Annotated in this window: 18 protein-coding genes; 10 read left to right on the top strand and 8 right to left on the bottom strand. The window is 70.4% G+C overall.

What is annotated here, in order from left to right:
- Positions 1-6: 6 nt before the first annotated feature.
- Complete coding sequence (locus NLX83_RS12180) at positions 7-3,279, top strand: S8 family serine peptidase (protein ID WP_254234934.1); 3,273 nt, start codon at positions 7-9, stop codon at positions 3,277-3,279.
- 75 nt (positions 3,280-3,354) lie between these two features.
- A complete protein-coding gene (locus NLX83_RS12175) occupies positions 3,355-4,305 on the top strand; it encodes an N-acetylglucosamine kinase (RefSeq protein WP_254234933.1) in 951 nt (316 codons plus the stop codon).
- A gap of 154 nt (positions 4,306-4,459) precedes the next feature.
- Here the strand turns inward: NLX83_RS12175 and NLX83_RS12170 are convergent, their stop codons facing one another.
- Both NLX83_RS12170 and NLX83_RS12165 read right to left on the bottom strand, forming a co-directional pair.
- Positions 4,460-5,314 carry a helix-turn-helix domain-containing protein gene (locus NLX83_RS12170; protein WP_254234932.1) on the bottom strand — a complete coding sequence of 285 codons (855 nt, stop codon included), beginning with the start codon at positions 5,312-5,314 and terminating at the stop codon, positions 4,460-4,462.
- Positions 5,315-5,323: 9 nt separating this feature from the next.
- Positions 5,324-5,986 (bottom strand): DUF3159 domain-containing protein, encoded by a 663-nt coding sequence (locus NLX83_RS12165; protein WP_254234931.1) that lies wholly within the window; start codon positions 5,984-5,986, stop codon positions 5,324-5,326.
- Between the two features lie 160 nt (positions 5,987-6,146).
- Between NLX83_RS12165 and NLX83_RS12160 the strand changes: the two genes are divergently transcribed.
- The 8 genes from NLX83_RS12160 to NLX83_RS12125 all read left to right on the top strand — a co-directional run bounded on the left by NLX83_RS12160 (position 6,147) and on the right by NLX83_RS12125 (position 15,081).
- Positions 6,147-7,352, top strand: coding sequence for an ROK family transcriptional regulator (locus NLX83_RS12160; RefSeq protein WP_254234930.1), 1,206 nt, complete (start codon positions 6,147-6,149; stop codon positions 7,350-7,352).
- Between the two features lie 18 nt (positions 7,353-7,370).
- The gene (locus NLX83_RS12155; protein WP_254234929.1) at positions 7,371-8,693 is read left to right on the top strand and encodes an extracellular solute-binding protein; all 1,323 of its coding nucleotides are present in this window, start codon (positions 7,371-7,373) and stop codon (positions 8,691-8,693) included.
- A complete protein-coding gene (locus tag NLX83_RS12150) occupies positions 8,690-9,670 on the top strand; it encodes a carbohydrate ABC transporter permease (RefSeq protein ID WP_254234928.1) in 981 nt (326 codons plus the stop codon). Before NLX83_RS12155 ends, NLX83_RS12150 begins: the two co-directional genes overlap by 4 nt.
- Positions 9,667-10,527 (top strand): carbohydrate ABC transporter permease, encoded by an 861-nt coding sequence (locus tag NLX83_RS12145; protein ID WP_254234927.1) that lies wholly within the window; start codon positions 9,667-9,669, stop codon positions 10,525-10,527. The genes NLX83_RS12150 and NLX83_RS12145 overlap by 4 nt, the downstream gene beginning before the upstream one ends.
- Positions 10,524-11,789 (top strand): 6-phospho-beta-glucosidase, encoded by a 1,266-nt coding sequence (locus NLX83_RS12140; protein ID WP_254234926.1) that lies wholly within the window; start codon positions 10,524-10,526, stop codon positions 11,787-11,789. Before NLX83_RS12145 ends, NLX83_RS12140 begins: the two co-directional genes overlap by 4 nt.
- A 169-nt stretch (positions 11,790-11,958) precedes the next feature.
- On the top strand, positions 11,959-12,963 hold the full coding sequence (locus NLX83_RS12135) for an N-acetylglucosamine kinase (RefSeq protein ID WP_308209298.1): 1,005 nt from the start codon (positions 11,959-11,961) through the stop codon (positions 12,961-12,963).
- 102 nt (positions 12,964-13,065) lie between these two features.
- Positions 13,066-13,836 carry an SGNH/GDSL hydrolase family protein gene (locus tag NLX83_RS12130; protein WP_254234925.1) on the top strand — a complete coding sequence of 257 codons (771 nt, stop codon included), beginning with the start codon at positions 13,066-13,068 and terminating at the stop codon, positions 13,834-13,836.
- 156 nt (positions 13,837-13,992) lie between these two features.
- On the top strand, positions 13,993-15,081 hold the full coding sequence (locus tag NLX83_RS12125; protein WP_254234924.1) for a VanZ family protein: 1,089 nt from the start codon (positions 13,993-13,995) through the stop codon (positions 15,079-15,081).
- On the opposite strand, the gene NLX83_RS12120 is transcribed toward NLX83_RS12125, so the two are convergent.
- The 6 genes from NLX83_RS12120 to NLX83_RS12095 all read right to left on the bottom strand — a co-directional run bounded on the left by NLX83_RS12120 (position 15,054) and on the right by NLX83_RS12095 (position 24,122).
- The gene (locus NLX83_RS12120; protein ID WP_254234923.1) at positions 15,054-15,974 is read right to left on the bottom strand and encodes a hypothetical protein; all 921 of its coding nucleotides are present in this window, start codon (positions 15,972-15,974) and stop codon (positions 15,054-15,056) included. The two genes, NLX83_RS12125 and NLX83_RS12120, sit on opposite strands and share 28 nt — an antisense overlap.
- Positions 15,975-15,992: 18 nt before the next feature.
- On the bottom strand, positions 15,993-16,697 hold the full coding sequence (locus NLX83_RS12115; RefSeq protein WP_254234922.1) for a hypothetical protein: 705 nt from the start codon (positions 16,695-16,697) through the stop codon (positions 15,993-15,995).
- Positions 16,694-17,560: an ABC transporter ATP-binding protein gene (locus NLX83_RS12110; RefSeq protein WP_254234921.1), complete on the bottom strand. Its 867-nt coding sequence runs from the start codon at positions 17,558-17,560 to the stop codon at positions 16,694-16,696. Before NLX83_RS12110 ends, NLX83_RS12115 begins: the two co-directional genes overlap by 4 nt.
- A gap of 220 nt (positions 17,561-17,780) precedes the next feature.
- Entirely contained in the window at positions 17,781-18,335 is a 555-nt protein-coding gene (locus tag NLX83_RS12105; protein WP_308209297.1) for a hemerythrin domain-containing protein, read from the bottom strand.
- Positions 18,336-18,486: 151 nt separating this feature from the next.
- Positions 18,487-21,300: an AfsR/SARP family transcriptional regulator gene (locus NLX83_RS12100; protein ID WP_254234920.1), complete on the bottom strand. Its 2,814-nt coding sequence runs from the start codon at positions 21,298-21,300 to the stop codon at positions 18,487-18,489.
- On the bottom strand, positions 21,297-24,122 hold the full coding sequence (locus NLX83_RS12095) for an AfsR/SARP family transcriptional regulator (RefSeq protein WP_254234919.1): 2,826 nt from the start codon (positions 24,120-24,122) through the stop codon (positions 21,297-21,299). The genes NLX83_RS12100 and NLX83_RS12095 overlap by 4 nt, the downstream gene beginning before the upstream one ends.
- Between the last annotated feature and the right edge of the window lie 336 nt (positions 24,123-24,458).

Genomic DNA, 24,458 nt, shown 5'->3' with positions numbered 1-24,458 from the left:
ACGCGCATGGCACTCCGCCGAGGAAGACAGGCACTGCGCGGCGGGGCTGTGGTGCTCGTCGCCGCCCTGGCCGCGACCGGGTTCGCCGGCCCCGCGACCGCGCAGACCACGCCGGCCGACGGGCTCGCCCCCGCCGCCCCGACCGGCCCCTGGCCGAAGCTGGCCGAGCGCCAACGGGTCGACCCCGCGCTGCTCGCCACCGACGGCACCGCGACCGCCTTCGTCGAACTGACCGAGCGCTCGCTGATCGACGTCTACGCCGAGCAGCGCCGCAACCGCGCGTCGGGCGAGCAGACCGCACAGGCCGTGCGCGCCAACCGCGACCGGATGACCAAGCAGGCCGACCGCGTGGTCGCCGCACTGGGCTCCGGCGGCCAGGAGCTGTACCGCACCGCCAACGCGCTCAACGGCGTGATGCTCAGCGGTGAGGCGCGCAAGCTGGCCGCGCTCGGCAAGCTGCCCGAGGTCCGCTCAGTGCGCAGGCACCTGCCGACCGAGCGGATGAACGCCAGCGCCGCGCAGCTCACCAAAGCCGTGAACGCGTGGAAGGCGACCGGGCGGCTCGGCGACGACATCCGCCTCGGCATCGTCGACGACGGCGTGGACTACACGCACTCGACCTTCGGCGGGCCGGGCACCAAGGAGGCGTACAAGGCCATCGACTCCACCAAGGTCGACGCCTCCTACTTCCCCACCGCCAAGGTCGTCGGCGGCGCCGACCTCGCGGGCAACGACTACGACTCCTCCGGCCGCTTCGGCTCGCGCACGCCGAAGCCGGACCCGAACCCGCTGTCCTGCGGGGCGCACGGCACGCACGTCGCCGGGACCGCGGCGGGCTACGGCGTCAACGGCGACGGCAGCACGTTCAAGGGCGACTACAACACCCTCGGCGGCGAGCAGCTCGCGGCGATGCGCGTCGGGCCCGGCACCGCGCCGAAGGCGAAGATCTACGCGTACAAGGTGTTCGGCTGCAAGGGCAGCACGAGCGTGACCGCCAAGGCGATGGACCTGGTGCTCGACCCCAACGGCGACGGCGACTTCAGCGACCGGCTGGACGTGGTGAACCTGTCGCTGGGCACCGACTTCGGCACGCCGGACACCCCCGACAACAAGATCATGAAGACGCTCGCCGAGCACGGCGTCCTGGTGGTCGCGGCCAACGGCAACGGCGGTGACATCAACGACGTCGGCGGCTCCCCCGCGAACGCACCGTCCACTTTGGCCGTCGCGAACACCAGGGACGCCTACGCGCTCCGGGACGGGCTCGACGTCACCGCACCGTCCACAGTGGTCGGTCGCAAGACGGGCCAGTACAGCTCGGAGTACGCGGGCTACGACAGCCTCGACCTGACCCGCTCGGTCGTGACGATGTCCGAAGACGCGAACAAGGACGGCTGCAAGGCGTTCTCCGACGCGGACAAGGCCAAGGTGGCCGACAAGATCGTCTGGCTGGACTGGGACGACAACGACGCCACCCGCAAGTGCGGTTCGGCGGCCCGCGCGAACAACGCCGAAGCCGCTGGCGCCAAGGCGATCCTGTTGCCCAGCAGCGTTTTCGAGTTCACCGCGGGTATCGCGGGCAACAAGAACGTGCCGATGTTCCAGCTCACCCGCCAGGCCAGCGAGCAGCTGCGCCCGGTGCTCGGCCAGCTCAGCGTCCGCCTGCGCGGCTCACTGCGCGGTTCCACCCCCAACGTCGAGCCGCGGATCGCCGACACGGTGACGCCCTCGTCCTCCCGTGGCGGGCGCGGTCCCGCTGTGAAGCCCGACGTCGCCGCGCCCGGTGACACGATCTCGTCGGCGAAATCGGGCAGCGGCAACGAGGTTCTCGTCTCCGGCGGCACCTCGATGGCCAGCCCGCACGTCGCCGGGATCGCCGCGCTGGTCCGCCAGGCGCACCCGGACTGGACGCCGGAGGAGGTCAAGGCGTCGGTGATGAACACCGCCACCGCGACCATCAACGCCGCGGCGGACAAGCAGATCGCCGAAGGCCCGCAGCGGGTCGGCTCCGGCCGCGTTGACGCGCTCGCCGCGCAGCAGAACCAGGTCCTGGTGATGGCCGACGACCCGTCGCAGGCCGTCAGCGTCTCCTTCGGCACCGTCGAGGTGATCGACCGGGTGCGCGCCACCAGGACCGTCAAGGTGGTCAACAAGAGCGACAAGCCCGTCAGCGTGGCGATCGACTACGTCGCGGCGACCAAGATGCCCGGCGTGCGCTACGAGGTCACGCCGAGCGAACTGGACCTCGGCCCGAAGCTGACCAGGACCTTCACCGTGACGCTGCGGATCGACGACGCGCGCACGCTGCGCAAGGTCATCGACCCCACGATGGACGAGAAGCAGGGCGGCAAGGCGCGGCAGTTCGTCGCCGACGCCTCGGGCTGGCTGACCGTGACGCCCGAGGGCGGATCGGCGCTGCGCGTGCCGGTCTACGCCGCGCCGAAGCCGGTCGCGCAGCTGGCGGCGCAGAAGCTGGAGGTCGGCACGCAGCGGCTGGTGCAGTTCACCGGCCGCGGTCTCGACCAGGGCAAGGGCAGCCAGGCGTACCGCTCGCTGGCCAGCGTCTTCGAACTGCACGGCAGCTCGCAGCAGATGCGCGACTGCGGTGGTGCCGTCGTGGACAACTGCACGATCAACCAGACCGCGCGCGGCGGTGACCTGCGGTGGTTCGGCGCGAACAGCAACCAGCAGGGGCTGGTCACCTTCGGCATCGCGACCTGGGGCGACTGGGCGAGCATCGGCGGCAACACGATCCCGTTCGTCGACATCGACACCACCGGCGACGGCAGGCCGGACCGCCGCGTCGAGGTCGGCAGGCAGCCGCTGACCGACCTGGTGCTGTCCCAGACCCGCGACCTCACCAGGCGGGACCCGGACGGCTCCTTCCCGATCGTTGAGGCGCAGCCGGTGAACACGCAGTACGGCGACGTCGACACCAACATCTACGACTCCAGCGTGATCGCGCTGCCGACCACGCTGAAGGCGCTGGGCGTCGCGGCCGGTGCGACCTCCGCGCCGCTGAAGTACGTGGTGAACGTGCGGGGCTACTACGTGGCGCCCAGCGACTCCGACGGCCTGATCGACACCAGCGGTACCCCGGTGGCCTTCGACCCGCTCAAGCCCGGCGTGGTCATCGGCTCGGCCCCCGCGGTCGCGCACGTGGCCCGCGACCGGTCGACGTTGCAGGTCAAGCCCGGCCCGGGGACCGCCCCGAAGGAATTGTTGATCTTGCATCACCACAACGGGCGGGGTCAACGGGCCGGGCTCATCGCAATGTGATCGTGGGAAAACATTGACGATAAGGAGGCCCTTATCAGTCTTTTTCCCACGAGAACGCGCGGTTAGGGTCGGCTCGTGATCCTCGGAGTGGACATCGGCGGCACGTCGAGCAGGGCCCTGCTGGCCGATCTGGACGGCGTCCGGCTGGGCACCGGCAAAACGGGCGGCGGGAACCCGAACTCGCACGCACCGGCCCAGGCCGCCGCCGAGGTGGCCGGGGCGCTCAAAGCCGCTTTGGACGGCCGCGATCCCGCCGGGGTCGCGGCCGCCGTCGTCGGCATGGCGGGCGCCAGCAAGATGGCCGACCCGGAGATCGTCAAGCTGTTCACCGACATGTGGCACGGGGTCGGCCTGCGCTGCCCGATGCGCGTGGTCACCGACTGCGAGGTGGGCTTCGCCGCGGGCACCCCGAAACCGACCGGCGCCGCGCTGGTCGCGGGCACCGGCTCGGTCGCGATGCGGATCGTCGACCACCGGATGACGGCGGTCTTCGGCGGCAACGGCTGGCTGCTCGGCGACGAGGGCTCCGGCTACTGGGTGGGCCGCGAGGCCGTGCGCGCCACGCTCAAGGCGATCGAGGGCCGGGCCCCGGCCAGCCCGCTCACCGAGGCCGTCCTCGCCGAGGTCGGCGGCACCGACTCGGCCGACCGCAGGCGCCTGGTGATCACCCGCTGCAACGCCGACGAGCCGGTCCGGCTGGCCCGGTTCGCCCCGCTGGTCAGCGCCGCCGCGGCCGGGGGCGACGAGATCGCGCAGGACATCGTGCGGCGCGGTGTGCTGCACCTGGTGGACATCACCCTCGCCGCCGCGCCCACCGTCGACGGCTCACCCGTCGTGCTGATCGGCAGCCTCACCGAGGCGGGCAACCCGTTCGGCGACGCACTGCGAATCGGCTTGGGCGCCAACGGTTTCTCCGACATCTCCGAGGCCCGCGACGGCGCGGCGGGCGCCGCCTGGCTCGCCGCCACCGAGCTCGTCCCCGACCCCGCACTCCGCCAGGCCCTCCACACCAGACTCCTCACCTGATCACCGAGTCCGCCGGTCTTCAAGTACCACGAACCCCTCCGCCAGCAGTCGCAAACGACGCCTAACCTGCGTGCGTCCGCTGGGGGTTAGGCGCACTTAGCGACTGCTGGGGAGGGGGTGTGTCGTACTTGAAGACGGGGGAACCGGCGCGGGGCTAGCGCACGGGGTCGAAGGCGAGCACGGTCGCGGAGAGCGGTGACTCGCAGGCGACCTGGCGGACGGTGACCCATTCGTCCCGCTCGCCGTCGGAGATCCCGACGCACAGGTTGCTGTGCAACGCGCGGAGCCGGAATCCGCTGGTACCAACGGATTCCAGGTTGAACAGCTCGGCGCCACCGGTATCGCACTCGTCGTCGACGACCGTGCCGCCGAACGACATGGACGCCTTGCGCACGCCGAGGCACCCGGGGCCGAACTGCGGGTGGTCGGCGCGGACGCGGTACGAGCCGTCTTCGAGCCGGTCCAGCGAGTAGCGGGGCAGCGTCTGCGCGCAGTTCTTCTGGTACACCACGCCGCTGTCCGTGCCCTCGCGCTCCGAGAAGCACAGACCGGAGTGCACCGCGCGAATCCGGTAGCTGCCCTCGGCGGGCGCGGCGGGGTTCGGGCGGGCGGTGATGGGGTGCGGCTCGTCATCGGAGCGCTGCGCGGAGAGCACGGCCACGGCGATCACGATGAGCACGGCCACGGCGACCCCGACCGGCCAAGCCCACCGACGCCGCGGCTTCTCCGCAGACGGGGCAGGAGCACTCGAGACGCGCACGTACGCGCGCAGCCAGGCGGCGTCGTCGGTTTCCCCGCACACCTTGAGCAAGGCGCTCACGAGTTCGACGCGCGGCAGGGTGTCACGGGCGAGCATCGACGCGACGGTGCTCCTCGGCAGGACCTCACCGAGGTCCTCGGCCCGGCGTTCGAGCTGCCGGTAGGTCAGTCCGGAGCTGTCTTTGAGCCGACGGAGCAGGGCGACGTACTCCGCGGGAGTGGTCGCGCCGCCCGGATCCAGCCCACTCATGCCAGCAGTCTATGGAACACGCGGGTGCCGGATGCCCGGGTGGTCGGCGGGCAGTGCCTTGCGGAAGATCCACCAGCTCACCGCGAGGTTCAGCGCCACCAGCGGATAGGTCAACGCGGCCCGCGTGGTGCCGAGCGCGACCGTCGCGTCGATCCACCACAGCGGGATGAACACGGCCAGCCTGATCACGTACTGCATCACCCACGACCAGCTCGCCAGGCTGTAGGCCCGCAGCAGCGCGGGGTCCTTGCGCCAGCGCGTGCGCTGCCCGAGCGCGGTGCCGACCACGACGCCGAGCAACGGCCAGCGGATCACGATGCTGACCGCCCACGCCAGTGCGCTGCCCGCGTTCGCGATCAACTGGAGGAGGAAGAAGTCCGATGCGCGGCCGGTGTAGAGCGGGACGAGGGCCGCGACGACGACGCCGAGCATGCCCAGCAGCACCGCACGGGGCTTGTCCCCGCGCCGCTGCCGGACGACGGCCAGCGCCGCGCCGACGACGACCGCCGACACCGCGCCGAGCAGCACGGAGTCGCCGAACGCCAGCCAACCGATGACGAAGGCCACCGGTGGCAGGGTCGCGTCGATGGCCGCGCGGCGCCCGCCGAGCAGCGATGCGAGCGACTCCTCGCCGGGGTTGGCCGACTGCTGGGCGGTAGACCGTTCCGTCACCCCTCCAGCCTGCCTGAACACCGCGCCCGCGAACACCGGTTAGGTCACCCTTTGTGACCCAGTTCGCTGCCGGTTTGGGGATTGACCTCCGTGAGGTGGGTTACTACGGTGGCGGAAATCGTCTGGGAAGTTAACAGACAAGTGAGGGACGGAGGGGCGGATGCGAGCCGGGAGCCCGCGGCTGCTGCGGGAGATCAACGACCGCGCGGCGATCGAGGCGCTGCTCCAGCGCGGCGCGATGACGCGGTCCGAGGTCGAGGCGATCATCGGACTGTCCAAGCCCGCCACCGCCCAGCTGCTGACCCGGCTGGAACAGGACGGGGCCGTCGTGCGGGACGGGTTGCGCGGGGGCAGCCGCGGGCCGCGCGCGCAGCTGTGGGCGGTCAACGGGGCGCTCGCGCACGTCGTCGCCGTCGACCTCACACCGAGCCACGCCGACATCGTGGTCGCCGACGTCACCGGCGCGATCCTGGCCGAGCGGCAGGCGGAACTGCCCGAGGGCGGCCCCGAGGTGGTCACCGCCTTCGCCGACGCGGTGCGGGCGACCGTGGAGCGGGCCGGGCTCGTCCCGGACCAGCTGTGCTCCGTGGTGGTCGGCTCGCCCGGAGCGGTGAACCCCGCGGACGGGCACCTCGGCTTCGCCCCGCACCTGCCCGGCTGGGAGGGCTTCGACATGCCGGGCAGGCTGCGCGAGCTGCTCCAGGCCCCGGTCACCGTCGAGAACGACGTCAACCTGGTCGCGCTGGAGGAGATGGTCGCGGGCCGCGCCACCGACACCGGCGACTTCGTCCTGATCTGGCTCAGCGAGGGCATCGGCGCCGCCGTGGTGATCAACCGCAGGCTGCTGCGCGGGGCCACCGGGGGCGCGGGCGAGATCGACTGGATGCGCGTGCCCGACCTGGCCGACGCCGACACCGGCATAGACAGCCGCGGCATCCGGCTCGGCGACCTGCTCGGTTCGCCGACCATCCTCAAGCTCGCCCGCGCGCACGGGCTGTCCGCGCGCAACGCGTGGTCGGCCGTGCGCAAGGCCCGTTCCGCCGGCGCGGACGGCCTGCCCTTCCTGACCGACCTGGCCAAGCGGATCGCCACCGGGGTCGCCGGGGTGGTCAGCGTGGTCGACCCGCAACTCGTCCTGCTGGCCGGGGAAACCGGTCAGGCGGGCGGGGAACAGCTGTGCGGGCTCGTCGCCACCGAACTGCACGAGCTGGTGGTGCCGCGCACCCCCGTCGCTCCAACCCTGGTCACCGGGAACCCGGTGCGCGCGGGCGCGCTGCACTCGGCGCTCGCGCTGGCCAGGCAGAAGGTTTTTGGACTCACCGCCGCCGCGGCCGAACCTTTCCGCGGGTCCCCGAGACCCGCCTGACCCTTTTCGGAGGGCTTGATGCGCAAGACACTGGCGGGACTCACCGCGGTGGCGGTGCTGACGATGACGGCGTGCGCGGGCGCGCGCGGCGGTTCGGGCGCGGTCGCCGAACCGCCCAAGAAGGACGACAAGCTCACGCTGACGGTGTTCTCCAAGTACTCCGACCGGGAGGAACGCGAGGTCACCAAGGCACTCAACACCTTCAGGTCGAAGTTCCCGAACATCGAGATCAAGCACGAGGGCAACCAGGACGACGACAAGATCACCGGTGCGGTGCGCGGCGGGAACCCGCCGGACGTGGCGATGACCTTCATGACCGACAACCTGGGCCAGTTCTGCTCCAGCGGGTCGTGGCAGAACCTCAAGGGCTACATCGAGCGCGACAAGATCGACCTGAACGTGATCCCGCAGGCGGTGCGCGACTACACCGACTTCAAGGGCACCCGCTGCGCGCTGCCGATGCTCGCCGACGTCTACGGGCTGTTCTACAACAAGGACCTCCTCGCCGCCGCGGGCGTCACCGAGATCCCGAAGACCACCGACCAGCTGCTGGAGGCCGCGAAGCGGTTGACGCAGAAGAACCCTGACGGCTCCATCAAGGTGGCGGGTTTCCTGCCGTCGATGCCCTTCTACAACAACCAGGCGCACATCTGGGCGCCGTCCTGGGGCGCGCGCTACCTCGACGCCAACGGCAGGTCCGCGCTCGCGGGCAGCGCCGAGTGGAAGGCGATGTTCGAGTTCCAGCGCAAGCTGGTGGACTTCTACGGCTACGACAACCTGGAGCGCTTCCGCGCCGGGCTCGGCCAGGAGTACTCCGCCGACCACGCCTTCCAGCAGGGCAAGCTCGCGATGATCGTGGACGGTGAGTACCGGACCGCGTTCATCGCCGACCAGTCGCCGGGCATCTCCTTCGGCACGGCCCCGTTCCCGCACTCCGCGGCTCGCCCGGACCGCGCGGACGGCGCGTTCGCCACCGGCACGGTCATCGGAATCCCCAAGGGCGCCAAGAACGCCGGCGCCGCGTGGGAGCTGATCAAGCACATGTCGCTGGAGACCGACACCCTGGTCAACCTGTCCAACGCGATCAAGAACGTGCCGAGCACCGACGCCGCGCTGAAGGACCCGCGGCTCCAGGTCACCCCGCAGTTCAAGACGTTCATCGACCTCTACGGCGGCGGCAAGCTGTGGTCGAACCCGCCGACCCCGATCGGCGACGCGCACCTCAAGGCGGTCAACGACTTCGCCGCGGAATGGCAGGCGGGCCGGGTCGCCAACCTGGACGAGGGCCTGAAGAAGGTCGACCAGCAGATCAACGACGCCCTCGCGCAGAGCGGTCGGTGACCGCGACGCTCGAGCGTGCGGCGGTGGCCCCGGCGCCCCGCCGCACGGCGCGCCCGCGCGCCCGCAACCGCTGGACGGTGCTGGCGTTCCTGTCACCGGCGATCGTCGGGTTCGTCGTGTTCTTCGCCTACCCGCTGATCGCCACCGCCTACTTCTCCTTCACCCGCTACGACCTGATCAACCCGCCGCAGTGGATCGGGTTCGAGAACTACGTGCGGATGTTCACCAGCGAGCCGCTGGTGAAGGTCGCGGCGTGGAACACGCTGTGGCTGGTCGTGGTGCTGACCGTGGCGCGGGTGATCTTCGCGCTCGGCGTCGCCTCGGTGATCGCGCGGCTGAGGAGCGGCGTCGGTGTCATCCGGACGCTGTGCTACCTGCCGTCGCTGGCCCCGCCGGTGGCCGCGACGCTGGTGTTCAGCTTCCTGCTGAACCCGGAGTTCGGTCCGGTCAACGCTTTCCTGAACTTCGTCGGCATCTCCTCGCCGTTGTGGTTCAGCGATCCGCTGTGGTCCAAGCCCGCGCTGACCCTGCTGGTGCTGTGGGGTTCCGGCGAGCTGATGATCATCATCCTGGCGGCGTTGCTGGACGTGCCGCAGGAGCAGTACGAGGCGGCGGAGCTGGACGGGGCGAACGCGCTCCGCCGGTTCTGGCACATCACGCTGCCGACGATCTCGCCGGTGCTGATGTTCGGCGTGGTCAACTCGATCATCTTCGCGCTGCAGTTCTTCACCCAGGCGGTGGTGGCGGGCTCGGTGGCCTCGGGCACGGCCGACGTCGCGGGCTCGACGAAGATCCTCGGCTTCCCGCAGAACTCCACCCTGACCTACCCGATGTGGTTGTACACACAGGGATTCCGCTACTTCAACATGGGTTACGCGGCGGCCATGGCCGTGCTGCTGTTCGCCGTGTCCTTCGTCTTCACCGCGATCCTGGTGCGCCAGATGCGCAGGGCCTCGCACGTCGAGGAGGGCGCATGAGCACGATCACGCAAGCCAAGCCCCGCAAGGGTTCCTGGGATCGCAAGCTGCACTGGGTGGCCACCCACAGCATCGGTATCGCGCTGGCGATCGGGTTCACCACGCCGATCGTCTTCGTGTTCCTCACCGCGGTGATGTCGGACAAGCAGGCGCTGTCGTCGAACCTGTGGCCGCAGGAGTGGCACTTCGAGAACTTCCTCCGGGTGTTCGAGAAGGCCCCGATGCTGGAGTACATGGCCAACTCGCTGATGTACTCGCTGCTGGCCACGCTCGGCGTGATGCTCTCGGCCATCCCGACGGCGTACGCGCTGGCGCGGATGAAGTGGCGCGGGCGCAACGCGGTCTTCCTGCTCGTGGTCGCCGCGATGATGCTGCCGCCCCAGGTGGTCGCGGTCCCGCTGTACGACATGTGGATCAACTTCGGGCTCACCGGAACGTTGTGGCCCTTGGTGATCCCGTACTTCCTCTTCGACGCGTTCAGCGTTTTCCTGCTGCGCCAGTTCTTCCTGACGATCCCGCAGGACTACATCGACGCGGCGAAGATCGACGGTTGTTCGGAGCTCACCGCGCTGGTGCGGGTGCTGGTGCCGATGGCCCGGCCGGGCATCGCCGCGACCGCGTTGTTCTGCTTCCTGTTCACCTGGAACGACTACTTCGGCCCGCTGCTCTACACCGGGGAGAACAAGGGGAACTGGACGCTCTCGCTCGCCCTCGCGTCCTTCCGCGGTTCGCACCAGGTCGAGTGGAACCTGACCATGGCGGCGACGGTGCTGATCATGGCCCCGGCCATCGTGCTGTTCCTGTTCGCGCAGAAGTCTTTCGTCAAGGGCATCACGTTCACGGGGGTCAAAGGATGAAGCTCACCGTTGTCGGCGGCGGATCGACGTACACACCCGAACTCATCGACGGGATCGCGGGCAGGCGAACCAGTCTCAAGGTCGACGAGATCGTGCTCGTCGATCCCGACCACGACCGGCTTTCCGTTGTGGGGCCGTTCTCCCAGCGCCTGCTCGACCACGCCGGGCACCCGGCCCGCGTCCGCACCACCTCGAACCTGGAGGAGGGCGCGGAGGGCGCCTCCGCCGTGCTGTTCCAGCTGCGCGTCGGCGGCCAGGCAGCGCGGCGCTCAGACGAAACCTTCCCGCTGGACTGCGGCTGTCTGGGCCAGGAAACCACCGGGGCGGGCGGCCTCGCCAAGGCGCTGCGCACGGTCCCGGTGGTGCTCGACATCGCCGAGCGGGTGCGCGCGGTGACCGGCCCGGACACATGGATCGTCAACTTCACCAACCCGGTCGGCATCGTGACGCGCGCGCTGCTGGAGGCCGGGCACCGCGCGGTCGGGCTGTGCAATGTGGCGATCACGTTGCAGCGCTTGGTTTCCGGCCTGCTCGGGCGCCCGCCGGAGGACGTGCGATTGGACCACGTCGGCCTCAACCACCTCACCTGGACCCGGCAGGTGCTGGTGGACGGGAAGGACGTGCTGCCGCAGCTGATCGCCGAGCACGCGGACGCCATCGCAGCCGACCTGGAACTGCCTGCGGACGTGTTGCGGCGCTTGGGTGTGCTGCCGTCCTACTACTTGAAGTACTTCTACTCGCACGACGAGATCGTTGCGAAGCAACGGAACGAGCGTCCGCGCGCGGACGTGGTGACCGACGTCGAGCACGAGCTGATGAAGATCTACTCGGACGAGAACGTCGTCACCAAGCCGAAGGAGCTGGCGGAGCGGGGTGGCGCGTACTACTCCGAGGCGGCCATCCAGCTGGTGCACGCGCTGACCGGCGGCGGCTCCGCGGAGGAGCACGTCGTCAACGTGCGCAACGGGTCGACGCTGCCCTTCCTGCCCTCCGACGCCGTGATCGAAGTTCCGTCCACTGTGGACACCGAGGGCGCTGTTCCGCTGCCCGTCGCCGAGGTGCCGCCGGAGTTCTCCGGACTGATCTCGCACGTGACCGCCTACGAGTACCTGGCGTTGAAGGCCGCGGTGCACGGCGGGCGGGACCGGGTCGCCGACGCGCTGCTGGCCCATCCGCTGGTCGGCCAGTTCGCGCAGGCCGAGAAGCTGGCCGACGACCTGGTGGCGGAGAACCGCGACCACCTGCCCTGGGCCAAGTCGTGAACCGGCAGGAAGGTCGGCCGATCAGGACCCTCCGCGAGCTCCTCGCCGCGGAGGCGCGTCCAAGGAGAGAGCGCTCCCACACGGACTTCCCGTGTTTCCGGACAGGGGAGCGCGCGGGGGACATCGTCGTTCGCGGGCTGGCCGCGCTGCGGCAGCAGGGGGAGACAGGGTGAAGGCCGAACAGATCGTGCTCGCCATCGACGGCGGCAACAGCAAGACCGACGTGATGCTGGTGAACACCGACGGCGTGGTGCTCTCGCGGGTGCGCGGTCCCGGTGCCTCACCGCAAAACGTTGGTGTGCAAGCGAGTCTGGACTGCTTCGGCGAGCTGGCCGCCCGCGCGGCCCGCGCCGCCGGGCTGTCCGGCAAGGCTCCGTTCGCCGCGCACACGGCCGCCTACCTGGCCGGAGCGGATCTCCCGCGCGAGGAGGAACTGCTCAGCGCGGCGGTCAGCGCGCTCGGCTGGTCCTCGACGACGGTGGTCGCCAACGACACCTTCGCCTTGCTGCGCGCGGGAACCAGCGACGGGGTCGGGGTCGCGGTGGTGTGCGGCGCCGGGATCAACGCGGTCGGAGTCGCGCCGGACGGGCGCACGCACCGCTTCCCCGCGCTCGGCCGCATCTCCGGCGACTGGGGCGGCGGCGCGCAGATGGGCAGCGAGGCGCTGTGGCTGGCCGTGCGCGCCGACGACGGGCGGGGTGAGCCGACCGAGCTGCTGCCCGCGGTGCTCGCGCACTTCGGGTCGTCGAGCATGGTCGAGGTCATCGAGGCGCTGCACTTCGGCGAGCTGGACCTGAACTCGGCCGTGCACGCGCTGTCGCCGGTGCTGTTCCAGGTCGCGGCGGCCGGGGACGCGGTGGCCACCGGGGTGGTGGACCGGCTCGCCGAGGAGATCGGCCTGCTCGCCGGTGTCAGCCTGCGGCGGCTCGGGCTGACCGGGGAGCGGGTGCCGGTCGTGCTCGGCGGCGGCGTGCTGACCGGCGCTTCTGACCAACTGATCACCGAGGTCGAACACCGGTGCAGGGCCGTGGCACCGCTCGCGGAGCTGCGTCTGGTCGATCTTCCACCGGTCGTCGGGGCGGCGTTGTGGGGGCTGGACGCCCTCGGAGCTGGGCCGACCGCGGAGGCGGCGCTGCGCGGGGCCGCGCTGCCCGCTCCGGTGGCGGCGGCGTGACGGTGCCCGCATCGGGGGGTCGCGCAGGTTATCTGACGGTGTGTCAAGTTACGGTGGGCGGGTGAAGACGGTGTAGGACAGCCGGGGGCAGGGAGGGACGTCGTGCAGTGGGGCTCGTTTGTCGCTATTGGTGACTCCTTCACCGAGGGTCTGGACGACCCAGGACCCAACGGACAGTTCCGGGGCTGGGCCGACCGCACGGCGGAGCGGATAGCCGCCATCAACCCTGGCCTGCGGTACGCGAACGTCGCCATCCGCGGCAAGCTGCTCGGCGAGATCGTGGCCGAGCAGGTCCCCCTGGTCGGCACGCTGCACCCCGATCTGGTGACCTTCTGCGGTGGCGGCAACGACCTGATCATGCCGTCCGCCGACCCGGACTCGCTGGCCGAGCTGTACGAGAGCGCGGTCAGCGAGCTGCGCGCGGGGGGCAGCGAGGTGGTGATCTTCACCGGCTTCGACACCCGGGACACGCCGGTGCTGCGCCGCGTGCGCGGCAAGGTCGCCACCTACAACGCGCACCTGCGTGCGATCGCCGACCGGTACGACTGCCGCGTGGTCGACCTGTGGTCGATGCGCGTCCTCCAGGACCGTCGCATGTGGAGCGAGGACCGGCTGCACCTGACGCCGGAGGGCCACCACCGGGTGGCGTTGCGGACCTGCGAGGTCCTCGGCGTCCCGGTGGAGGAGGACTGGGCCCTCCCGCTGCCGGAGGAGCCGCCCCTGACGTGGGTGACCCAGCGCCGTGGCGACCTGCACTGGGCGCGCGCGCACCTGGTGCCGTGGCTCGGCAGAACCATTCGCGGCGTCTCGACGGGCGACAACCTCCAGCCGAAAAGGCCGGAACTGATCGAGCTGGTCGATTCGGACCGGTGAACTCCGACGGAAAAGCCCGCGTCCTCGGTGCGGGACACGGGCTTTTCGTTTCCGCCACCGTGCTACCACCCCAATGCACGGCGCGTTGAGCAGATCTTTTCGCGCGACACCGAAGAAATTGCCGAGCATGATCACCGTCGCTAACGTCGCGCAATCGTGCTCCCCGAACATATGCAGAACATCGAGGCCGGGCTGTTCCACTTCCTGATCACGGGTATCGCTCTCGTGGTCCCGGTGGTCGTCTTCCACTATTTCCGGTACGGCCGGGTGGAGCCGCGCCGCTCGTTCGTCCTCTACGCGACGCTGCTGTACGGCCTCGTTCTGCTCGCCTTGGTGTTCATGCCGTTCCCGTCGCTGTCCAGCGTGTGCGACGGTCGGCAGACGACGCAATGGGTGCCGTTCCACTTCATCGCCGAACTCCCTGAGACGTTCCCGTTGCTGTCCTTCGCGTTCAACGTCGCGCTGTTCCTGCCGCTGGGTGTGTTGCTGCGCAAGGCCTACGGGCTCCAGCTGCGCTGGGTGCTCCTGGCCGGGTTCCTCGCCTCACTGGTCGTGGAGATCATCCAGGTCACCGGCAACCTCGGCATCTACCCCTGCCCCTACCGGCTCTTCGACGTCGACGACCTGATGGCCAACACGCTGGGCGCCACCCTCGGCGGACTGATCGCCCCGGCCGCGGTGATCGTGCCGAAGGTGTTGCCCGCCAAGGAGGTCCTGGCCCAGCTCGACGCGGTCGGGCTGCCGACGCAGGTCCTCGCGTACGGGCTCGACGTGGTTTTACTGGGAATCGTGGTGTCGTTCGTCGGGGTGACGGAGTGGGCGTTCCTCATCGTCTTCGCGTTGATCCGCGTCGTCACGCCCTTGCTGGCCGACGGGTACACCCCGGCGGGCAGGCTGCTGAAGTTCCGCGTGCGCCAGGTCGACGGCACACCCGCGACGTGCCTTCGCCTTGTGGTGCGCGAGGTCTTCGGTCCACTCGGCCTGCTAGCCCTGCTGGCGCTGGGTTTCTTCACGCTGATGCTCGTCGGCAGGACAGTGGGTTCCGACACCCTGACCGAGGTTTTCGGCCCCGTCCAGCAGATGCAGCCGATGCTGGTCGCAGTGCTCATCGCGGGAGCCGCGTTCACGCTCTTCCTGCTCGCCCCCGTGGCCCGCAGGGACCAACGGGGGTGGCACGACAGGATCGCCGGGGTCCGCTGTGTCCCGGACCGGGCGAACTACGCCAACCTGGTGCGCACCAAGTAAAAGGTGAGCGCGACGCAGACGGCGGCGAGGCCGGTGAAGATCCCGGCCTCGATGAGCTGGAAGGTCCAGAACCTGTCGGCGGGCTGGTAGCTGACGAACTCGCGGAAGCCCAGCGCCTTCAGCTGGCCGATCTCCTTCGAACCGAAGGACGTGCCCGAGCCGCTGAGCCCGGCCTTCTGCAGCGCGCTGAACAGCGTGTACGTGCCGGAACCGTCGGTGTAGAGGAAGTCCATCACCCACCCGCCGCGGGCCTCCGCGTACTGGCCGTCGACAGCGGGGAGGTACCGCGTCCGGAAGATGGTCTGCACGGGGACCAGGCACGCGAGGAAACCGGCTGTGGTCAACGTGATCGCGGTAAGAACCCGCTTGAACAGCGCGCCCATGAAGACGCCGAGCAGGAACGCGAACAGGCACACCGCGGGAAACACCGGGGCCGTCATCCCGAAGGCGTCGAACAGCCCCTCGGTCTTGGCAGCCGGGGCGTACCACCACATGTGCGCCGCCGAGACCGCGGTGCTGAGGAGCAGCACGGTGGCACCGAGCATGACCAGCTTGGTGTTCAACCAACGCAACCGGGAGACCCCCTGCGTCCACGCGTATCGGTGGGTGCGCTGTTCCATTTCCCTTGCCAGCAAAGGAGCACCGAGGAAGACCCCGGCGGCGATGGCGAGCACGGGCAGCAGCACTGACAGGTTCAGCGTCTCGTTCACGACCCGCGCCCAGCCGTCGCACTCCGGACCGCTGGCCACGGAGAAGCAGTTCGGCAGGACGTCGGCGGGAAGCGCGGCACGCATCCTGTTGCCCAGCAAGAAAAAGAAGGCGGCGGCACCGCTGAAGGCGACGGCGACCGAAAAGACGGCGAGCCGATGTTGCCGCCAGGCCATCCACAGCATGGAAGAACCTCTCGGGTATCAGGAGAACTTGTTTCGCACAGCCAGAAAGGAGACCGCGAGGCAGCACGCGGCGAGCCCGGCGTAGAGGCCCAGCTGGATGGCCTGGTAGGTCCAGAAATCGGGAGCTTCGCCCAGCAGGTGGTTCCGCCGCACGAAGGCGCGCTCCACCACGAGCACCGCGAGATGTCCGACGACGACCGTGGCCATCGCGGGAACGACTCGGCCGAGCAGCGCACCCGCTGCGGTGCCGAGCGCGAAGGTGAACAGGCAGGCGGCGGGCAACGCGAGCGAACCCTGACTGGCGATCATGAACCAGCCGCCCTGGGCCGCGTAGGGCTGGTACCACCGCGTGTGCACCGAGGCGTACGCGGCGCTGAACACCGTGACCACAGCGCCAATCATGAGCGTTTTGGTTACGAGCCAACGGTTTCGCGATACGCCCTGGGTCCAGGAGTAGCGGTGGGTGCCGTGCTCCAGCTCACCGGCGAGCAGTGGCGCCCCGGCGAGCATGCCGACCAGGATCGGCAGCGGAGCGAAGCCGTTGTTCAGCTCCTCGTAGGAGCGCAGGAAACCCGGGAACCCGCCGATCACGGTGCCGGACCAGGTCAGGACCGAACCGTTGCCGCTGGCCTCAGCGATCAGGAAGAGCGCGCTGAGCACCGCGAACATGGCCGCGATCCCCGCGAACACCCAGCGGTGCTGCCGCCAGGCCACCCACGTCATGACACGGTCTCCCGCACGGGCCGGTAGGCCATCGACAGGTACTGCATGACCAGCGTCTCCAGGTCGACCGGCTCAACCCTCCACTGTGGATCGTGGATCGGCCGAACTCCGCGCACCAGAAGGGAACCTTCATCGTGGTGCACCACGTCCTGCCCGGCGGCGACCGCAGCGGCGGTGGCGGCGGGGCCCACCAGCAGGCGGTGTTCGTTGAGCAACTCGTTGATGTCGCCGGACAACCGGAGCCGACCGTGGTCGAGCACGACCAGGTGGTCGCACAGCCGCTCCAGTTCGGAGACCACGTGCGAGGACAGCACGATCGTGCAGCCCGTCTCGGCCTTCGCCGACATCAGCGCGGCCATCATCTCCTTGCGCGCCAACGGGTCCAGGCTCGCCACGGGTTCGTCGAGGATCAGCAGGTCCGGCGTGGTCGCCAGCGCGACGGCCAGCGCGACCTGGGCTCGCTGGCCGCCGGAGAGCTCGCCGACCTTGCGGTCCAAGGGAATTCCCCGCGCCCGCAGGCGATCTTCGGCGATCCGTTGCGACCAGCGGGTGTTGAGCTTCCGCCCGGCCTTCAGCATCTCGCGCACCTTGAAGGTGCGGTAGAGCGAGTGCTCCTGGTCGATGTAGGCGACCCGGTCGAGCACGGTGTTCGGCCCGACGCGCTCACCGAGCAGCTCCAACTCGCCCTCGGTCGGCCGCAACAGGCCGACCATCATGTTCATGAGCGTTGACTTTCCCGCGCCGTTGGGCCCGACAAGGCCGACCACGCGCCCGGCCGGAATGCTCAGCGAACAGCCGCGCAAACCCCATTTGCGACCGTATCGCCTGCCCAGTTCCCTGGTGGCGATCGCTACCTCGGTCATCATTCTCCTCAAACACCGATCAGGCCGTCACAAGCCATCCTCGGTGTACGCGGAGCTCATCGATACCGTGCTACCACCCCGAACCTGCTACGGTGCTACCACTCGTCCGCCCCCGCACATCCTCGGCCGACGTGGCTGGAGAACCCCGTTTCGTACTCTTCACCGTTGTTTAGAGCGCTCCAAACCCCGTTAAGAGTACGAAACGGGAAAATGGCGGACCTCAGTCGACGCGGTGTTCGGTGGCCTTCACCAGTTCGCGCACGTGCTCGATCGAGCCGCAGTCGGCGTCCAGCCGCTCCTGGCGCACGCGGACGAACTCGGCGCCGAGCTCCGCCCTGCGCTGTGCGGGCACCGCGTCGCGGGCGTCGTTGAGGATGGTCCGCTCCTCCTCGTCGACGTGGTGGTTGAGCGCCTGGACCAGCTCCTCCAGCTTGTCCTCCCACTCCTCCGACGAGGCGTCGCCGACCTCCATCAGCGCGAGCAGCGCCTGGTGGCCCTCGGCGTGTTCCTCCGCGCCGTGGTCGACCTCCTCGTCGTCGACCTTCCGGAAGCGCTTGAGCGCCGGGTAGACCTCGCCCTCCTCGGCCTCGGCGTGCGCGACGAGCAGGGCGGCCAGCTCGCCGAGGAGCTTGTCGCGGTCGTTGTCGCGGTTGCGGAGATCGCGGAAGAGCTCCTCGAAGCGGCGGTGGTCGGCGAGGATGAGTTCTACGACGTCATTGGCCATGACCAGGAGATACCTCGGCAGGACGCCGGTGAAACTGCCATCGGCCGGCACCCGGGGACGCGGGTGCCGGCCGAGACAAAGCGGATGATCATGACCTTCACGAAGGTTTCCCCCAGGACCACCCGTGACGCCGATCCAGCGCGAACCAAACGACGTCGATACCTAGGTTGCCAGGCCGCTCGGGCGGGACGCTAAACGATCGCTAAACGGCTCGTTCAGCGGTCAGTTTGGCCAGTTCAGCGCGCACGTCCTCGGCCGAGCTGAGCCCGAGCCTGCCGAAGAGCTCCAGTGCCCGGGTCAGCACCGTCGCGGCCTCGTCCAGCTCGCCGCGCAACCGCAGCACCCGGCCGAGGCTCTGGCAGGACCACGCCTCCAGCAGCACCGAGTCGGCGGCGGCCGTGTCCCGCGCGGCGTCCTGGAGGTAGCGCTCCGCGGCGTCGAGCTCGCCCATGGCCTCGCTGACCTGGCCGAGGTTGAGCCAGGCCATGCCGATGCGGTCGAAGTTCTCCATCCGCTGGTGCAGCGCGAGGACCTCCTGGAAGTGCTCGAGCGCCTGCTGGTGCTCGCCCTTGCGCTTGCAGATCTCGCCGAGGTTGGTCAGCGCCAGCGGGAGCACGAACAGGTCGTCGGTCCGCCGGGACAGCTGGACGCTGAGGCGGCAGTAGCGCTCCGCCTCCTCGGTCTCCCCGCGCTCGAACAGGCCCGGCACCATGTTGGTCGCGATCAGCGCGACGTGGTGCGGGTCGCCGATCTCCTCCGCGAGCCGGTAGCCCCGCAGGTAGTAGGACATGGACAGCTCGTTCTGCTCGCTGTTGCGGTAGGCCAGGCCCGCCGTGTTCAGCATCCGCACCTCGGCGGAGCGGTCCCCCAGCCGCCGCGCCGCGTCGACGCCGAGCTCGGTGAACTCGAACCACTCCTCCCACGGGCAGCGGGCGAACAGGTACGCGCTGAGCATGTGGGTCGCCGTCCAGGTCGCCTCGAACCGGCCGGTGGTGTGGGTGAAACGCAGCAGTGCCACCAGGTTCGGCCACTCGTCGTCCAGCCAGCCCATCGCGGTCCTGCGGTCGACCACGTCGGCGGGGACCAGCTCCGGGCGCTCGGCGGCGTAGTGCGGCCCGGTGAAGGTCGGCCGCAGCGCGCGCCGCGTGTGGTCCAGGCCGGTGAGGTAGTGGTCGACGACCCGGTTCTCGGCATCGATGCGATCGGCGGGCGGCAGCTCGGCGCGCGCGAGCGACCGCGCGTAGAGCCGGGTCAGGTCGTGCATGCTGAAGCGGTCGGCGCGGTGCTCGGTGATCAGGTGCGCCGCGGCGAGCGCGCGCAGGCGGCGGCGGGCGGTCGCGATGTCCACCCCGGCGAGCACCGAGGCCAGGTGCGGGGTGACGTCCGGTCCCGGTGGCACCCCGAGCAGCCGGAAGAAGCGCGCGTGCGGCTCGTCGAGGCTGTGGAAGGTCATGTCGAAGGCGCCGCGCACGGAGATGTCGTCGTCCTCGGTGCCGAGCGCGCCGAGCCGTTGCTGTTCGTCGGTCAGCTCGGCGACCACGGTGGCGACCGAGCGGTTCGGGTTGACCGCGAGCCGCGCCGCCACGATCCGCAACGCCAGCGGCAGGCCCCCGCACAGCTCGGCCAGCCGCCGCAGGTCGTCGGGGTCCTCGATCCGGTCCTCGCCGAGCGCGCCTGCCAGGATGCGCACGGAATCGTTGGTGGGCAAGGCGTCCAGGGTGAGCACGCGCGCCGCGGCGGAGACCGCGAGCCCGCCGAGGCGCCGCCTGCTGGCGACCAGGGCGAGCGAGCCGGAGGCGACCGGCAGCAGGTCCCGCACCTGATCGGCGTCGCGCGCGTCGTCGAGCAGCACCAGCACCCGGCGGTCGGCGAGCAGCGAGCGGTACAGCGCGACCCGCTCGTCGAAGTCCACCGGCACACCGGCGGGCGCGATCCCCAGTGCCACCAGGAACTGGCGCAGCACCTCGGCGGGCTCGACCGGCGGGCGCTCGGGGTCGAAGCCGCGCAGCGACGCGTAGAGCTGGCCGTCCGGGAAGCGGTCCGCGACGCGGCGCGCCCAGCTCACGGTGAGCGCGCTCTTGCCCATGCCGCCGTTGCCGACGACGAGCGCGACCCGCGGCGCCGAGCCCGCCCGGTCGCCGAGCAGACTGTCCATCCAGGACAGTTCGCCCTCCCGCGCGGCGAATCCGGCTGGCTCGGGCGGCAGTTGGGCCGGGCGGAGCACGGTGGTGGTGTTGCGCGCGGGCGTCTGCGCGCCCTTCGCCTGGACCTCCTGGTCGTCGCGCAGCAGGCTCGCGTAGAGGTCGCGCAGCTTCGTCCCCGGGTCGACGCCCAGCTCGTCCGCGAGCAGCCTGCGGTAGCGCAGGTAGGTGCCGATGGCCTCGGCGCGCTGGCCGCAGCGGTGCATCGCGATCATCAGCTGGCCGATCATCCGCTCGCGGAACGGTTGCCGCGCGAGCAGTCCCGAGAGCTCGCCGAGCAGTTCCGCGTGCCGCCCCAGCTCCAGGTCGGCGTCGATGCGGTCTTCCAGCAGCCCCAACCGGAACTCTTCGAGATCGGCGGCCACCCCGGTGCGCAGGCGCTCGGACGGCAGGTCCGCCAGCGCCTGCCCGCGCCACAGCGACAGGGCCTCGCTGAGCACCCTGGCCCGCCGCTGCGCGTCCAGCTCACCGACGCCGGAGATCATCGACTGCACGCGGTGCACGTCGATCAGGTCCGGATCGGCGCGCAGCAGATAGCCGGGCGGCCGCGTGATGATCTCCACCTCGCCACCCGGGGCGATCTCGGCGAACAGCTTGCGCAGCCGGGAGACGTAGCTCTGCATGATCGTGCGCCCGGTCGACGGCGGGTGGTGCTCCCACAGCACGTCCTCGATGTGGGCGACCGAGACGACCTGGTTGACCTCCAGCAGCAGCACGGCCAGCAGCGTGCGCGCGCCGCGGCTGCCGACCTGGACGACCTCGCGCCCGGTGCTGATCTCCACCGGGCCCAGCACCCGGAACCCCAGCTCCGTCACGGCTTCCCCGAACCGGACAGCGCGGACAACCGGCCGCGAACGGTTTCCACTTCGGCAAGTCCGAGCCGTTCGAACAGTTCGAGCGCGCGGGACCACTCCGCGGTCGCGGTTCTCACCTCCCCGTTGGCCAGCGCGACGTCGCCGAGCCCGCGCCGCGCCCGCGCCTGCTCTATCGGCACCCCGATGTGCTCGGCGATCTCCAACGCTTCGCCGAAAAGCCGTTGCGCCGCTTCGCAGTCGCCCAGTTCGATCATGGCTTCGCCGAGCCAGACCAGCCCGAGCGCCAGTGTCTCCCGGTCCCCGGTCCTCCTGCTCAGCTCGATGCCCCTCCGCAGCCGCTCGACCGCGGAGTCGATGTCCCCCAACGCTTTCTTGATGAACCCGAGGTTGAGCGTGCAGCTCGCCTGGTTCAGCGTGTCCCCGCACTCCTCGGCCAGCCGCAGCGCTTCGTCCACATAGGACAGTGCATCGGGGTAGCGGGCCAGCTCCATCAGCACCATGCCCACGTTCGCCGTGGTGGTGCCGATGTCCCTCGCGCTGCCGAGGGCCTTGGCCGCGGTGCGCGCCGCCATCGCCTGCTCGAGGGCCTCGGCGTGCCGGTTCGCCCGCGCCAGCGCCACGGTCAGGCCGATCCGCGTGGTGACCTCGGCGTGCCGGTCGGCCAGCCGATCGGTCGCGGGCAGCGCGCGGCGGTGCATGGTGACCCACTCGTCGACCAGGCAGCGGGCGGAGAGGAAGTTCAGCATCAACCGGGGCAGCACCCACCCCTCGGTGTCGTGACCGTCCTCCAACAGGCCGCGTTGCAGCTCGATCAGGTTGCCCAGCTCGGCGTCGAACCACTCCAGCGCCTTGGCCGGGGTGTCCACCTCGGGCAGCCGGTGCCCCGGCTCGGCCGGGAAGCTCAGCTCGTCGCCCGCCGGGCGGATCGACCGCCGGGCCAGGTCCGCGGTGGCCAGGTAGAAGGACACGAGCTGTCGCCGGGCCGACGCCCGATCCCGCTCGGACATGTCAGTGCGCGCTTTTTCCCTGCCGTGCAAGCGAAGCAGGTCGTGCATGACGAACCGGTCCAGCCGCTGCTCGGCGATCAGGTGCGCGGCGGCGAGCGAACGCAACCCGCGCCGCGCCGCGCTCGGTTCGATGCCCGCCATCGCCGCCATGGACAGCGGGGTGACCTCGCGCCCCGGCACGAGCCCGGTCAGCCGGAACAGCATCGCGGCCTGCTCGGAGAGGTGCCGGTAGGAGACGTCGAAGACCCCGCGCACGGAGATCTCGTCGTCGTCGGTGTCCAATGCCGCCAACCGATCCCGCTCATCGGAGAGCTCGGCGACCAGGTCCGCCGCGGAGCGGTCCGGGTTGACCACGAGCCGGGCGGCGACGATCCGCAGCGCCAGCGGCAGACCACCGCAGAGCTGCGCCAGCACCCGCAGGCTGACCGCTTCGCGCGCGGCGCGCTCCCCCGCCGCGGCCTCGATGATCCGCACGGCCTCCGACTCCGGCAGCGTGTCCAGGGTCAGCACGCTCGCGCCGACCGACACCGCGAGCCCACCGAGCCGCCGCCTGCTGGTCACCAGCACCAGCGAGCCGCTGTCCCCCGGCAGCAGCGGACGGACCTGCTCGGAGTCGCGCGCGTCGTCCAGCAGCACCAGCATCCGCCGCCCAGCCAGCAGCGACCGGTACAGCGCGACCCGCTCGTCCTCCTCGATCGGCACCGCCTCGGGCGCGACACCGAGCGCGATGAGGAACTTCCGCAGCACCTGCGTCGGCTCCGCGGCCGGGTGCTCCGGGTCGAAGCCGTGCAGCCCCGCGAACAGCTGGCCGTCCGGGAACTCCGGCGAGACCAGCCGGGACCACGTCACCGCGAGCGCGCTCTTGCCGACACCGGCCGCCCCGACCAGGGTCGCGATCACCGGGCTCGGCCGCTCGTCCCGCCCGACCAGCAGCGCGTCCAGCGCGGCGATCTCGCGTTCCCGCCCGGTGAAGCCCGCGGGCGACGGCGGCAGCTGGGCAGGCCTGCGCGGCACCGCGCCCTGTTCACTCACCGCAGGCGCCCAGTGCAGCGTCGGGTCGTCACCGACCACGCGCTCGTGCAGCGCGCGCAGCTGCGGCCCGGGATCGATGCCCAGCTCATCGGCCAGCCGGGCGGTGAAGTCCTGGAAGGTGCTCAACGCGGTCGCCCGCCTGCCGCTGCGGTAGAGCGCGAGCACCAGCTGCGAGACCATCCGCTCCCGGAACGGGTGCCGCGCCAGCAGCCCGGACAGCTCGACGACCAGGTCCGCGTGCCGCCCCAGCTCCAGGTCCGCGGCGATCCGGTCCTCCAGCGCGACCAGCCGCAGCTCTTCGAGTTCGTAGACGACGTGCTCCAGCCGCCCGGCCTTGACGCCGCCGAGCACCGGCCCGCGCCACAGTCGCAGCGCCTCCGCCAGCAGCTCAGCGCGCCCCGCAGGTGGCAGGCCGCGTGCCCGGTCGATCAGCGCGGTGGCCCGCCGCAGGTCGACGAGGTCGTGGTCCACCCGCAACTGGTAGCCGGAGGAGCGGGTGATGATCTCCACCCGGTCCCCTGGCGCGTGCGCGCCCAGGAGCTTGCGCAGCTTGGAGACGTAACCCTGGATGATCGTCCGCGCGGTCGACGGCGGTTCGTCCTCCCAGAGGACGTCGGCGATCCGCCCGCGGCCCACGACCTGGTTGGCCTCCAGCACCAGCAGGGCCAGCAGCCTGCGCACCCCCGCCCCGCCCAGCGGAACCGGAACGCCGTTCGCGAGCACCTCGACCTGACCGAGCAGGCGGAACTCCAGGTCCCTCGCTTCGGTCGCTGGTGATCGCACCCGCAAACAATACGACGTTTCGGCTACCGCCCAAGGGCGGAACGGCCAGGCCGGACCGAGGTCCCACAGTCTTCAAGTCCCACAAACCCCACCCACACCAGTCGCAAACCACCCCCCACCCCCACCACAAGCCCAGCCCCACAGCCGTCACCCACCGCGTCGCCCAGCGTGGGTCGGGGCGTCTTCAAGTACCCCCCACCCCCACCCAGAACGTCTTCAACCGCACCACACCCAGCGGCCACCCGGGGTTTGCCATCGTTGGCGACGCTGGCACCGCGAGTTCGGGGTACTTGAAGACCGGCGAACAGCCAGGCGGAGGCCGCTCTCCTACTAGTG

The sequence above is a fragment of the Allokutzneria sp. A3M-2-11 16 genome (assembly GCF_024213555.1).
In the GTDB taxonomy this organism is placed as follows: domain Bacteria; phylum Actinomycetota; class Actinomycetes; order Mycobacteriales; family Pseudonocardiaceae; genus Allokutzneria.
The sequence above is the reverse complement of the archived record's forward strand: the minus strand, read 5'-3'. Positions and strand labels throughout refer to the sequence as shown.

Excerpts from the sequence above, each read along its gene's own strand:
- NLX83_RS12180 (WP_254234934.1), top strand. The coding sequence starts at position 7 with ATGGCACTCCGCCGAGGAAGACAGGCACTGCGCGGCGGGGCTGTGGTG.
- NLX83_RS12170 (WP_254234932.1), bottom strand. The coding sequence starts at position 5,314 with ATGAGTGGGCTGGATCCGGGCGGCGCGACCACTCCCGCGGAGTACGTC.
- NLX83_RS12160 (WP_254234930.1), top strand. The coding sequence starts at position 6,147 with ATGCGAGCCGGGAGCCCGCGGCTGCTGCGGGAGATCAACGACCGCGCG.
- NLX83_RS12155 (WP_254234929.1), top strand. The coding sequence starts at position 7,371 with ATGCGCAAGACACTGGCGGGACTCACCGCGGTGGCGGTGCTGACGATG.
- NLX83_RS12145 (WP_254234927.1), top strand. The coding sequence starts at position 9,667 with ATGAGCACGATCACGCAAGCCAAGCCCCGCAAGGGTTCCTGGGATCGC.
- NLX83_RS12140 (WP_254234926.1), top strand. The coding sequence starts at position 10,524 with ATGAAGCTCACCGTTGTCGGCGGCGGATCGACGTACACACCCGAACTC.
- NLX83_RS12120 (WP_254234923.1), bottom strand. The coding sequence starts at position 15,974 with ATGCTGTGGATGGCCTGGCGGCAACATCGGCTCGCCGTCTTTTCGGTC.
- NLX83_RS12115 (WP_254234922.1), bottom strand. The coding sequence starts at position 16,697 with ATGACGTGGGTGGCCTGGCGGCAGCACCGCTGGGTGTTCGCGGGGATC.
- NLX83_RS12110 (WP_254234921.1), bottom strand. The coding sequence starts at position 17,560 with ATGACCGAGGTAGCGATCGCCACCAGGGAACTGGGCAGGCGATACGGT.